Consider the following 12,880-nt stretch of genomic DNA (forward strand, 5'->3'; position numbering starts at 1 on the left):
CTGCAAAGTGGCAATTCTAGTTCGGCAGGATTTTCCCGGGATTCATGATGCCGGCAGGATCGACCGCATGTTTGATGAGCGCCATCAGATCGACCGCCTCGCCATGTTCCTCGCGCAGATAAGCGATCTTCCCGGTGCCGACGCCATGTTCGCCGGTCGAGGTGCCGCCGACAGACAGTGCATATCGCACCATCTTCTTGTTGATCGCCGCCACTTCGCTGAGCTCTTCCGCATTGTCGGGATCGACCGCGAAGACGACATGATAATTGCCGTCGCCGACATGGCCGAGGATAGCCGCCGGTACGCTGCAATCCTGCAGAAGTTCGCGGGTCTTCAATATGCAGTTGCTGAGCTGCGAGACCGGAACACAGACATCCGATGACCAGCCTTTGGCGTTTGGCCTCTGCGATACGACGGCATAAAACGCATTATGCCTCGCTTTCCAGAGACGATTGCGCTCTTCAGGCGCATTGGCCCACTCGAAATCCTTGCCGCCATGTTCCTCCACGATGGCGGATACCATGTCGACCTGCTCCTGAACGCCGGCGGGCGAGCCATGAAACTCGAAAGCCAACGTATCCTCGATCTTCAGGTCCAACCCGGAATAGGCGTTGACGGCCCTGATCAGGCCACGGTCCATCAGCTCCATGCGGGCGACCGGGATGCCAAGCTGCACGACCTGAATGGCAGCCGTCACCGCCTGTTCGACGCTTTCGAAAGAGCAGAGTGCGGCCGAGATGGTTTCCGGAATTCCGTAGAGACGCAGCGTTACTTCGGTGATGATCCCCAACGTTCCTTCCGAACCCACGAACAGCCGCGTCAGGTCATATCCGGCGGAAGATTTTCTGGCGCGGCCGCCGGTTCTGATGATCTGACCGGTCGGCAGCACCACGGTCAGCCCGAGCACGTTTTCCCGCATCGTTCCGTAGCGGACGGCATTGGTGCCCGAAGCGCGGGTTGCGGCCATGCCGCCAATCGAGGCGTTTGCGCCGGGATCGATGGGAAAGAACAATCCCATGTCGCGCAGATATGTGTTCAACTGCTCCCGCGTTACGCCTGCCTCAACCGTGCAATCCAGATCGTCAATGCTGATACGGGCTATCTTCGACATGCGCGAAAGGTCGATCGAGACCCCGCCATTGAGAGCCGTCAAATGCCCCTCAAGCGAAGTGCCGGCACCGAAAGCGATGACGGGCACCCCTTCCGCCGCACATAGCCGCACGATCTCGGATACCTCGGACGTGGTTTCAGCAAAAGCGACCGCATCGGGAAACACGGCTGCATGATGCGCTTCGCCGCGCCCATGCTGCTCGCGCAGTGTCAGTGACGTTGAAAGACGCTCCCCGAGGAGGTTCCGTAGCGATTGGATGAGAGGAGGTGAGAGGTCAGGCATAAGAAAATTCCATGGGAATCTGCATTGAAGGCGAAGCGCTTTGCCCGGCAGATCGCCAGTGCTGTCTTCGCCTTCTGGCGGCGATATCAGGCGGCGAGCTTTTCGCCCCTCAGATGACGCTCGAGGAACGGAAGGCTATCCTGTCCCCAGTAGAGTTCATCCTGATAGCGATAGGTCGGCACCCCGAACACACCGGCTGTCCTGGCCGCTTCGAAGCTGGCCTTTTGCAATGCCGCAACCGCATCGCTTTGGCCGTGCTCATCGAGAACCGCAGCATCAAAGCCTGCGGCCGTTGCAATCGCCCGGCGGACGTCCGCCTTGCCGATGTCTTCCCCGCGAACCCAGAAGGTTTCCTGAAGCGCAACCGCCAGCTTCAGCCAGTCCTCGCCGGTTTCGACGGCCGCGGCAACCATCAGGCCTGCCGGTGCGGGATCCGAGAGGGCGGCGCGATTGTCGAAATTCAGCACTTTTCCGCGCAATGCCGCCCAGCGCTTCAGATCCCTGATCCAGTAGGCGCGTCTGGCCTCCGGCCGGTTTCGCGAATAAATGCCGCCATTTTCCTCGATCAGCGGAATGACATGGGGGCGGATCGTGGCGCCATGTTCTTTCGCCAGCGCAGCAAACGGTTCAAGACCGATGAAGGCCCAGGGAGAGCCGATGCTGAAAAAATAATCGATCGTTTTTGTCATTGTCTGCTGCTTTCAGTTGGGTTGATCGTTGGAGGCGGCCGTGTCGAAGACGGAGAGCGCACAGTCACGCGCAATCAGCACCGCTTTGGGATCGCGTCCGACGGCGACGGTCGCTAAGGCTCCTTCGTATAGAAGCGAAAGATGGGCGGCGGCAATCTCCACGGTGCTGCCGGCTCTTGCCAGAACAGCGGCAAACACGTCCCTGACCTTCGCCTTGTGGGCACGCGCAACGACCACGACGCGCTCGGATTCGCCATGTTCCGCAACCGCAAGAGCGAAGGCGCAGCCGCGAAAATCCGGGCTGTCGGCCTTTTCATGGAGCTGCTCGAAGATCAACCGGATCTGCTCCTTCGGAGCCATGTCCGCATCCAGCACTTTCTGAAGCGAATGGATCACGCGCTCATGACGCGCTTCCAGATAGGCCGCGACGAGGTGATCCTTCGACGGGAAATGCCGATAGAGCGTCGCCTTCGCAACATTCGCTTCCTCGATGATCCGATCTATGCCGACAGCCCGGATGCCCTCGCGATAGAAGAGCGTGCCAGCGGCGGCGAGGATATGGTCTGATATGGCTTCTCGCATTATCGTTTCACACTGTCGTTTCAAAAGTCGCAATGTTATGGGCCGCCGGTCATGAAGAAGCGGCGGGATTGGCATGTGCCGTCCGGTCCGGGGCGGCGATGAGAGACGTGATTGCATCGAGTGGCAGCGGCTTTGAAAACCCGCCCTGATGCGCCAGTTTTCCGGCAAGCGTTTGAACGGCTTCGTTATAGGGCGTCGGAACATTGTGAATCCGGCCCAGCAGAACGATTTCGCCGTTGAGGAAATCCACTTCGCTCGAGGCTCCGCGCCTGAAACTCTGCCATGTCGATTGCTGACCCGGATGAATTCCGCTGTTCGGCGCAACCCGCCAGTTCGAAATGTCGACGGTTCGCTCGGAGGGCGAGGCAAGGGTGTAGCCTGCCGCTTCCAGCACATGGCGGGCCTCATCCACCAAAGCCGCGCTGATCCTGTCGTTCAGATCGGCCGGACCGTCGAAAAGTTCGAGGACGTTGCGAACGTTGTGAAGGAGCTTTGCTGCTTTCCAGCGGCGGATATCGTCGCTCGCCTCGGCAAGATATCCTGCGCTGTTCAGGTCCGCCGTGACCTGCGCGGTCACGTCATCCTGTCCAAGCGGAAAGCGCCCGATTGTCACGATGCCCAATTGCGGCTCGCCGCCCACCACCACCTTGCCGGTTTCGGTAAACCGCGCCGGTGTCAGAATGCTTGCACCATAGACCCGGGCAAATGTTCTCAGGGCACTAGCTTCTGTCGCCAGTCCATTTTGAAAAGTCACGATAGGCAGGTTTGCCGCTGCCGGTGTCGTCGCGTTCGAGACGCTTTGCCAGGACCAGAAGGCGAGCGCGCTTACGGCATCCTGAGCTTTTACCGTCAGCAGGAGGATATCGTCCGGCGTCAATTCCGGAAGATCCGTCAGGTCGAAAACCTTCAGATCGATCTGCCGCGTCTCCGTGGGGCGCTGGAAGGTGAGGCCGTGCTGCCTGATATGGCTGATCTGGGCGCCCCGTCCGAAAAGTGCATAGTCAATGCCGGAAAGTGCGAACTGCGCTGCAAGGCTCGCGCCCACCGCGCCGGCGCCAATGATAACGTAACGTGGCATCTGTCGTTTCTCGTCCTGTCTTTTACGCTCCGGATTTTCCAGAGGATTTCGGTTATTGATTGGTTCGGCGGTCTGTGCGGGCGGCGATTGAGGACGGTGGCAGGATGCGGTTCAGAAGCAGTCTGGAACGGATCGTAAGGCCTTCGAGCGGTATAAAGGAAGACCGGTCATTCTATATCTACTAATTTTATAGAAAATCAGTTCCCGAAATCGGTGATTTCGGGAGAGATTGCGCTGCCCCTGGCCGGCGCTTGGCATTGCCGAGCCGGAGGCGCGTCTGCGTTTAATACCGTCAGCCGCAACGGAGTTTATTTGATGCCGAAACCGAGGCGACGCAATGTCTGGCTCAGTTCCGCGCGGCCCTTCAGCGCGGCGGCGTTCTCCACACGCTGGGCGATGGGCGCCGTCCAGCCGTTTTGCGGCAGGCCCTGTTTTTCCTGAAACACCTTCAGGACCTCATCGTAAGAATTGAGATCGTCGCGCGTCGGTTCCGAATAGGTTTCATGAAACAGAATGGATGATTGCGACAGGCGCGGTTTGACATCGGTTTTCACCGCCGGGTCGGGATAACCGACCGTCAGGCCAAAGACGGCAACCGTCTCGGGGGGAAGGTTCAGTTCGCGCGACACGTCTTCCGGTCTGTTACGGATACCGCCCACATAGCAGGAGCCAAGACCGAGTGAATCAATTGCGACAACAGCATTTTGCGCTGCCAGCGCCGCATCGATGGCGCCGATCAGGAAGCTTTCCAGATAATCCAGCCCTTCGCCCTTGTTTCCCTGGTTTGAAGCGACCGTGCGCAGCCGCTTCAGGTCGATAAGCCAGATGAGGAAAACAGGTGCATCCTTTATATGGGCGTTGCCGCCCGTGAAACCCGCCAGACGTGCCTTGCGCTCCTTGTCCTGAACCGCCACCACGCTCCACGCCTGAAGATTGGACGATGTCGGTGCAGATTGTGCGGCTGCGACCAGAAGTTCCAGGCTGCCCTGCGGCAGAGCTTTCGGCAGATAGGCGCGGGCGGTGCGGTGGTTCAGCAAGGCGTCGATGGTGTCATTCCAGAAAGGCGGAGAAAAATCGGCCTGCGTTCCATAGCGGGCTTCAACACGCTGCTGCGGGATTTCCAGTTTGGTAATCGGACTGGTCAGGGTCATTGCTAAGAAACTCCGTAATGCTGGTGATGGACCGCAGGGCCCATGGCGGGGATTGGAAAGCCTGTGAGGTGTATCATTTGATATGCTTCACCGACCCATCTGCCGAGCAATGTCCTGCTCAATCTCGATTTTTCAGTGAAACAACATTTCCACGGGAATTCAAAACGAAACGACCGTGAGATTTCCTCTCATTCGCCATCGGCCGCAGGGAGGCAACAAGGATTCGGGCAAAATGGATAATTCGGCACAAATTTTGGCGCGTGTTTGCATGCGTGCTGAAATAAAATTCTGCAAGAAATGTTTTCTTTGGTGGCAAAGAAGAATTTTCTTCTTATGGAAACCCTGATTTGCCGTGATGCTTTCGTCATCGAAGCGACGTTTTCAAACGGGGATTTTCATGACGATAGGACGCCGCCAGTTCAACAGGATGCTTCTTCTGGCAACGGCAGGAACGGCCCTGCCGGGGTCGCTATTCGCAGCGAATGGCGACGTGGGCCGGCCCGTTTCCGGCGGCACGCTCAGGCTGCTCTATCGTGTCGATCCCGGCAACGCGCTTTTCGCCATCAACACCTCATCGGGGACCGGACAGGCAATCGGCCCGAAGATCGTTGAAGGTCTTCTGACATTCGATTTCGACCTCAAGCCGCAGCCGCTGCTGGCAACGGAATGGTCCGTTTCGGACGACCATCTTCGTTATACCTTCAAGCTTCGCCCAAATGTGAAATGGCACGATGGTCGGGATTTCACCTCGGAAGACGTCGCGTTTTCGATTTTCCGTCTGAAGGAAGCCCATCCGCGCGGCCGCATCACCTATCAGAACGTCGAGGCGGTGGAGACGCCGGATCCCCTGACCGCCATTATCGTGCTGTCCAAACCGGCGCCATTTCTGATTGCCGCGCAATCGAGTTCGGAATCGCCGATCGTGCCCAAGCATATTTTCGAAAAGCTGAAGCCAGCCGATGGCCAGACATTGCAGACCGCGATTGGCACCGGCCCTTTCAGGTTGACGGAGTGGACACCGGGCAGCCATCTGATCTTCGAACGAAATCCCGACTATTGGGATGCCGGCAAACCTTATCTCGATCGCATCATTCTGCGCATCATCACCGACCCGGCCGCGCGGGCGGTGGCGCTGGAAACGGGAGAAGTGGATATTGGCGACAACCCGGTGCCGCTGGCGGATCTCGAGCGATTGAAGCAGAATCCCGATCTCGTTCTGGATACGAACACCTACGCTTATGCAGGCCCGCAGCAGCAGCTGTTTTTCAATTACGATAATGAAATTTTCCGCAAGAAAGACGTCCGCCTGGCCATTGCGAAGGCGATCAATCTCGATGAAATCGTTAATGTGGCGCTCTTCGGTTATGCGCAGATTTCGCCGAGCCCCGTCAGCACCGCCCTGCCGAACTGGTATGATGCGTCCGTCAAGGCCCATGCCTATGATCCCCGGGAAGCGGAAAAATTGCTCGATGCGGCGGGATATCCCCGCAAGGACGACGGCAAGCGTTTTCCGGTGCGGTTGACCTATAATTCCTATCTGACGCCCGGCTTTGCCGATGTCCTTCGCAGCCAGCTTGAAAAGATCGGCATCGCAGTCGAAATCCGCAAATACGACCTGCCGACCTATCTGAAGACGGTCTACACGGACCGCGCCTTTGATCTGGTGGTGGAATCCCTTTCCAACACCTTCGATCCGTCGCTCGGCATCCAGCGGGCCTACTGGAGCAAGAATTTCAAGATCGGGCTGCCCTTTTCCAACGCGGCCAACTACGCCAATCCGGAGGCGGATGCGCTTCTGGAGGCGGCGGCGATCGAGCCCGATCCGAAAAAGCGCTGGGTCACCTGGAGCAGGTTCCAGCATCTCATCCATGACGACGTGGCCTCCGTCGATCTTGTCGCGGCGGGAAGCCAGATCGTGGCGCACAGGCGCGTCCGGAACTATGTCACCGGCGCGCAGGGGCTGAACTGGAGTTTCGGCGATTTATGGCTCGATCCGACCGCTTGAAACCCGATGTGAAAAACCAGAATTTGTCAGGAGGATATGCAATGTCCGTACATGCCGTAACCAAAGACCGTCTCATCGAGTGGCTGACAGATGGCAGGGAACTTGCCGTTCTCGACATTCGCCCCGCAGACGAGGTGGGGTATGCTTCTCCATTGTTTGCGACCAACCTTCCGGCCGAAAGGCTGGATGCGGAAATCGACCGCTTCATTCCGCGTCCCGTCGTGCGGACCGTTCTGGTGGACGATGGCAAGGGAAGCGCGGAGCAGGCGGCGGAACGGCTGGCCGCCAGAGGCTGGAGCGATGTTCACTTTCTGCGAGGAGGAATTCCGGCATGGATCGACGGCGGCGTCGACGCCCTGCCGACATTCGATATTCCCGGCGTTCCTTTCGTCCAGAAGGTCCGGGGTGAAAAGAACACGCCCGTGGTTTTCGCCCGTGAACTGAAGGCGTGGCAGGAAGCCGGCGAAGATGTTGTCGTCATCGACACCCGCACCATAGCGGAATATGAAAAGGCGCATGTGCCGGGCGCCATCGGCGTACCCGGTGCCGAGCTTCTGCTGCGGTTTTCCGACCTCGTGCCATCACCCAAAACACGGGTTGTCGTCTCCTGCGCGGGCCTTCCCCGCGCGATCCTCGGCGCGCAGACCTTGATCGATGCCGGTGTTGAAAACGATGTCAGCTATTTGCACGATGGCACGCGCGGCTGGACGGATGACGGGTTTGAGCTGGAAACGGGGCGCTCGCAGATATATCCGTCCGCCAGCGATGACGCGAAAAATATCGCGAAGACGCGTCTGGAGGCATTTTCCCGCGATGACGGGCTGCAGTTCATCGATCGCGCCACGGCCGAGACATGGCTGCGGGACACGGCGCGAACGACCTATTTTCTCGACGTGAGAACACCGGAAGAATTCGCGGCCTCCCACCTTAAAGGTTCGATTTCTTCGGAAGGCGGACAGCTTCTCGGTGTCGCCTATCGCACCATTGCCGTGAGCGGCGCCCGGGTCATTCTGGTGGATGACCTGCTGGGCGCCCGCGCGAGGGTCGTTGCCCATTGGCTGAAACGCCGGGGCTTTGAAATCGCTCTTCACCTTCACGACTTCGAGCAGGGCGCCGAGGCGGCAGCCGCATAGGCTTTCCTGAAGGCTACCGTCACTTACGTCTGCGATTGTCGCCGCGCCTATCCCGTTTTATGAAGAGCCGATCTGAGCTTTCGGCAGGCGCGGCGATGAGATTGTGAGGGGCAGTGCTGTTACGACCACCGGCACGATCAGTGCGAACCATGCTGCCCCGTAGCCAAGATGATCGACCAGAAGGCCGAATATATAGGGGCCGATTGCCATGACACCCAGGCAGATCGTGGAAGCGAAGGCAATCGTAGACGCTATCGAACCTTTCGGTGCGCTTTCGGCGATCTGAAGAAGATAAAGCGGAAACCACCCGATCCCGAATATTCCCAGCACGACAAGCACGACGAGAATAATCGGCGTCGGGGCGCCGATGGGCAGAGCCGCGAGGATTGTGGCCGCGCCTGCGGCAATGACGGATACCAGGCCGAAGGATTGCGTGCGAAGGCCGGGCCGGAAGCGGTCGCTGAGCCATGGCAGCAAAATCCGGCCAGGAATGCCCGCAAGCTGCGTTGCGGCAAACATGGACGATGCGGCAAAGAGGCCAAGCCCCAATCCATCCGCCATGAAGCCTATGACGTGTGCGGTGAGGGTGAATTGAAACGCGGACATGGCGATACCAAGCCGCAATACGGGCCAGAAGCTCGGATTCTGCCCGACCTCGCGGGCGAGTTTTGCCAAGGGAAGCGGGCGCTCGGTTTTTGCGGCCACATCGCCTCCCTCGCGATAGAGACCCCAGAAGAGTGCGGCGCCGATGACGGAAACACCGGCGCAGAGCCATGCTGCCGCATGCCATCCGTAACGAACCGCCATGAACGGGAGGAGAGCGGCCGCGATCATCGTTCCGAAAGGAACCGCGGCCTGCCGAAACCCTGTCGCTATGCCGCGTTTGGCAGGCGGGAACCAGCGCATGATCGCCCGTGTGCCGCCCGGTTGGACAGCGGCATAGGTGCCGCCCAGAAACGCGATGCACAAAAGCAGCGCGGGCAGGCTGTTTGCGAATGCCGCCGCGCAGGCCATCGCAAGCGCCATGCCGAGCATGGCAATGCCGACAATGCGGCGCTCGCCGTGAATATCGATGGCGCGGCCGAGCGTGAACATCGTCACGATCTGAACACCGTTCATGACGGTCACGGCCAGTGATGCGGATGCGAGGGAGATGCCGAATGCTTCCCGCCAGAAGGGCACGAGGATGTAAATCCCCTGCGATACGAACGAGCCGGCGGTTTGCGTTGCGACGGCGACGGCAAGGACTGCCCAGATCCGGCGGTCGGCGGCGGGCATGGGCGAGGTCGAGGAAATCTGTGAAGACACGAAAAGCTCCTATCGAGAGTTTTCGTGCAATAGCGCTCGCGAGAAACCGATAGAATTAGGGGCTTGCGCATTTCAGAGATAACAGCTTGTTATGCAAAACATGCGCTCATTGGATCCCGAGGCCGTCGAGGCTTTCCTTCTCGTTGCCGAATTGCAGTCGTTCACACGGGTTGCAGGCGTGATGAACACGTCACAGGCCGCGATATCGCTGCGCCTGCGCCGGCTTGAGGACATGTTGGGGCATCGCCTTGTCGAACGGACGCCGCGCCGCGTGCGTTTGACGGCCGCCGGCGAACGCTTTCTGGAGCCCGCGCGGGCTTATGTCGCGGCCGGTCGGCGTGCGCTGGATGTCTTTGGGCAGGAGCCGACCCGTCTCGCGATCGGTTTCACGCATCATTTGATCGGGGCCGACCTGCCCCGGATACTCCGGGTGATCAGCGAGCGTGAGACGAGCGTTACGCTTCATCTGCGCACGGCCGGCACTAGGACGCTGCTTGAGCTCTACGATGCCGGCGCACTCGATGCGATCGTCGTGTTGCGGCATGACGACATTCGCCGCGATGGCGAGTTGCTGTTTCAGGAAAGCTTCGGCTGGTATTGCAGCGCGGATTTCGATCTGCCTTCGAACCTGCCGGTGCCGCTGGTGCTTCAACCGGAGCCCTGCAATTTGCGAGCCATGGCCCTTCGGGCGCTGGAGGCGGCGGACATCGCCTGGCGTGAGGTGTTCGTCGGAACCGGGGCAACGGCGGTGGGAGCTGCTGCCGAAGCCGGGATCGGCGTCGCACTGCTGGCGCGAAGTGTAGCGCCTGCCGGTCTGCGGGAGGTGAGGGAAGGCCTGCTCCCAGAGCTTTCGAAACTGGACGTGGTGATGATTTCCGCGGTTACCGGCGATCATGCGAACGCCGTGCTGCGAAGAATCACGCGGGCATTTCAGTCCCCTCGAATTTGAATTGCCTATTTTCGAATTTCATCTTTGACCGCGATTGAATCTCATTGGCAACCTTACTAACATGTTAGATACATGCATTGGAGGTTCGCTCATTGGTAGAGAAAAAGAAAAAGGATGGCCGTAGCCTGAGAAATGCGGAGGGGCACGTCAATCAGAGAGACCGCGCCTATTCCAGTTTCACGGAGCACCTTCTTTCCCGCCAGCTTCGCCCCGGACAATTTGTTTCGCAACGGCAATTGGTCGAGCTTACCCAGTTGCCGCTTGCGGCGATCCGTGAGCTGATCCCGCGCCTTGAGGCCGAAGGGCTGCTGGTGACGGTTCCACAGCGTGGCATGCAGATTGCCCAGGTCGATCTCAATCTGGTGCAGGATGCATTTCAGGTCAGGTTGTTTCTGGAAAAGGAGGCGGTCCAGATATTCGCGAGGCTGGTTAGCGATGAGACGCTGGAGGCCATCCGACAGGAACATCTGGATATCATCGATGCCTGCAATGCCGAACCGGACGCCAATCACGTCTCCAGAGCCCTTGTGGACAGGGCGCAGGAGCTGGATTCCCGATTTCATCACGGCATGATCGATTCCCTGCAGAATTCGATCCTCACCAATATCTACCGTGTGAACGCCATAAAAATCCGGCTGATCCGCCAGGCGCATACGCAGCTCAATCCTCCGCTCGTCCTGCCCACGATGTACGATCACCTGAACCTTCTCGATGCGATTGCCTCACGCGATCCGGCCGCTGCCGCCGCCGCGATGGAGCAGCACATTCACAATGCCAAAAACCGCGCGATCGCACGGTAGCCGCCCTTCTGGCGGGCCTTCCGGGCTGTTTCCCTGTGCTTGGGGCAGCCACGCCAGAGCGTGACGTCCAATGAAACCGCTGCCGAATGCATAAAGGTGCCGCGTGTGGAATGTCACTATCAATCAAGGTAACATGTTAGCTATTGCGGCAGTGAAATTTTCCTGCTAGCTTCCGTCTGTCTTGAGGGAGGAGATGCGGTCGCGCAGCAAATCCGCGCCGACCGGGAGGGGGAGGTATGAACCCGCATTCTCATCCGGGGGCGATACGTCATTGAGGAAAATAACCGAGATTTGGGAGGATATGATTGACATGAAATTTTTCAGAAACAGTCTGGCGGCGGCGTCAAAAATGGCAGCCCTTGCATCATGCGTCGTTTTTACCGGTTCGATTGCGGGAGCCGCCGATTTCAACTGGCGTTCACAGGAAGGCCAGACAATAAATGTTCTGTTCACGAACCATCCCTGGCCGAATGCCATCAAGGATATGACCAGTGAATTCACGGAAAAGACCGGCATCAAGGTTCGCGTCGAGATTCTCAATGAAGACCCGATCCGCGCACGTCTGTCGACGCTCATGCAGGCCAGGTCATCCGATGTCGATGCCTTCATTTCGCTGAAAATCCGTGAGGGCGCGGTCTATAACAAAGCTGGCTGGTATGCCGATCTCAACCCGCTGCTGAAGGATGCGAGCCTGACCTCGCCGGATTTCAATTTCGAGGATTTCGGCGAGGGGCTGCGCAAGAACGAGATTTTTGATGGCAAGCTGACCGGCGTGCCGATCAATGTCGAAGGTCCGCTGTTCTACTGGCGCAAGGATATTTTCGCCAAGTGCAATGTTCCTGAACCGCAATATCTCGAAGACATTCCCGCCGCCGCAAAAACAATCTCGGAATGCGACAAGTCGGTCAACGCCTGGACGGCGCGCGGCGTGCGCAATGCTATACCCTATCCGATGGCGTCTTTCGTCTTCAATCTTGGCGGCGACTTCAAGTCCGCGGACAAGACCAAGCCGGGCCTGTGCCAGGAAAAGACCATAGCCGGCCTGCAGATGTATGGCGATCTTCTGAAAACCTATGGCGCCGTCGGTGCTTCCAACCATTCCTTCCCGCAGGTCGTCGAGCTTCTCGGTCAGGGCAAGGTCGCCATGACGCATGAGTCCTCCAACGAATTCTCCAATATAGTCAAATTCCCCGGCCGTGCTGAAGATCTTGCCATCAAGGTGCTGCCGCCCGGCAAGGAAACCGGCATTTCCAAGCCCGTCGCCTTCGGCTGGGGTCTGTCGATGTCGAATTTCTCCAAACGCAAGGAGGCCACCTGGCTGTTCATGCAATGGGCGACGTCGCCGGAGATCGAGGCCCGTCTCATTCAGGCCGGTGTCGCGCCGCCACGCAGCTCGGTCTTTGACGGTGCGGATATGAAAAAATTCACCGACGAATTGCCGATCCGCAAGAGCTGGGCCGACGCCATCAGGCAGATCAGCAAAACCGGCACCGGCGACTACGCATCGCCGACCGACAAGGTGCCGCAGACCCGCGAGATCATCGGCAAGGTGGTTCAGGATTATCTGCTCGGCAACAATACGATCAAGGATGGCGCCTGCGAGGCGGACAAGGCCCTGTTCGCCCTGCAATAATTCGCCGGCTCCAGGAATTCCTCCCGGGAAATCCGGTTCCGTGCTGCAAAGTCCGGAGCCGGATCCCCGGCGGGAAATATTGCTCTCCCCAATCGTTGCACAGGCCGCCGGTCAGTTTCACGGCGTGCGGTCTGGCGCGGCTTGGGCCACGCAATTGCA

General features: G+C 58.9%; 11 protein-coding genes. 5 read left to right on the plus strand and 6 right to left on the minus strand.

All coding sequences use genetic code 11. The features are described from left to right. Window positions 1-16: 16 nt before the first annotated feature. The 5 genes from ACQZ5N_RS13975 to ACQZ5N_RS13995 all read right to left on the minus strand — a co-directional run bounded on the left by ACQZ5N_RS13975 (window position 17) and on the right by ACQZ5N_RS13995 (window position 4,893). On the minus strand, window positions 17-1,393 hold the full coding sequence (locus ACQZ5N_RS13975; RefSeq protein WP_448733213.1) for an FAD-binding oxidoreductase: 1,377 nt from the start codon (window positions 1,391-1,393) through the stop codon (window positions 17-19). Between the two features lie 86 nt (window positions 1,394-1,479). Continuing rightward, a complete protein-coding gene (locus ACQZ5N_RS13980; protein ID WP_448733214.1) occupies window positions 1,480-2,082 on the minus strand; it encodes a DsbA family protein in 603 nt (200 codons plus the stop codon). 12 nt (window positions 2,083-2,094) lie between these two features. Continuing rightward, entirely contained in the window at window positions 2,095-2,664 is a 570-nt protein-coding gene (locus ACQZ5N_RS13985; RefSeq protein WP_448733215.1) for a TetR/AcrR family transcriptional regulator, read from the minus strand. A 49-nt stretch (window positions 2,665-2,713) separates the two neighbouring features. Then, window positions 2,714-3,742 (minus strand): ketopantoate reductase family protein, encoded by a 1,029-nt coding sequence (locus ACQZ5N_RS13990; RefSeq protein WP_448733216.1) that lies wholly within the window; start codon window positions 3,740-3,742, stop codon window positions 2,714-2,716. A 308-nt stretch (window positions 3,743-4,050) separates the two neighbouring features. Then, window positions 4,051-4,893, minus strand: a complete 843-nt coding sequence (locus ACQZ5N_RS13995) for an NADPH-dependent oxidoreductase (RefSeq protein ID WP_448733217.1) — start codon at window positions 4,891-4,893, stop codon at window positions 4,051-4,053. 397 nt (window positions 4,894-5,290) lie between these two features. Here ACQZ5N_RS13995 and ACQZ5N_RS14000 point away from each other — a divergent pair, with 397 nt between their 5' ends. Together ACQZ5N_RS14000 and ACQZ5N_RS14005 are read left to right on the plus strand one after the other, a co-directional pair. After that, window positions 5,291-6,898, plus strand: coding sequence for an ABC transporter substrate-binding protein (locus tag ACQZ5N_RS14000; RefSeq protein WP_448733218.1), 1,608 nt, complete (start codon window positions 5,291-5,293; stop codon window positions 6,896-6,898). Window positions 6,899-6,939: 41 nt separating this feature from the next. Beyond that, window positions 6,940-8,031 carry a rhodanese-like domain-containing protein gene (locus ACQZ5N_RS14005; RefSeq protein ID WP_448733219.1) on the plus strand — a complete coding sequence of 364 codons (1,092 nt, stop codon included), beginning with the start codon at window positions 6,940-6,942 and terminating at the stop codon, window positions 8,029-8,031. Between the two features lie 57 nt (window positions 8,032-8,088). On the opposite strand, the gene ACQZ5N_RS14010 is transcribed toward ACQZ5N_RS14005, so the two are convergent. Continuing rightward, on the minus strand, window positions 8,089-9,339 hold the full coding sequence (locus ACQZ5N_RS14010; protein ID WP_448733220.1) for an MFS transporter: 1,251 nt from the start codon (window positions 9,337-9,339) through the stop codon (window positions 8,089-8,091). 91 nt (window positions 9,340-9,430) lie between these two features. Between ACQZ5N_RS14010 and ACQZ5N_RS14015 the strand changes: the two genes are divergently transcribed. The 3 genes from ACQZ5N_RS14015 (at window position 9,431) to ACQZ5N_RS14025 (ending at window position 12,721) form a co-directional block, all read left to right on the plus strand. Then, on the plus strand, window positions 9,431-10,288 hold the full coding sequence (locus ACQZ5N_RS14015) for a LysR family transcriptional regulator (RefSeq protein WP_448733221.1): 858 nt from the start codon (window positions 9,431-9,433) through the stop codon (window positions 10,286-10,288). A 92-nt stretch (window positions 10,289-10,380) separates the two neighbouring features. Beyond that, window positions 10,381-11,088 (plus strand): GntR family transcriptional regulator, encoded by a 708-nt coding sequence (locus ACQZ5N_RS14020; protein WP_020812378.1) that lies wholly within the window; start codon window positions 10,381-10,383, stop codon window positions 11,086-11,088. Between the two features lie 310 nt (window positions 11,089-11,398). Beyond that, a complete protein-coding gene (locus ACQZ5N_RS14025; protein ID WP_304983020.1) occupies window positions 11,399-12,721 on the plus strand; it encodes an ABC transporter substrate-binding protein in 1,323 nt (440 codons plus the stop codon). Window positions 12,722-12,880 lie beyond the last annotated feature (159 nt).

The organism is Agrobacterium sp. 22-221-1, from assembly GCF_053522445.1.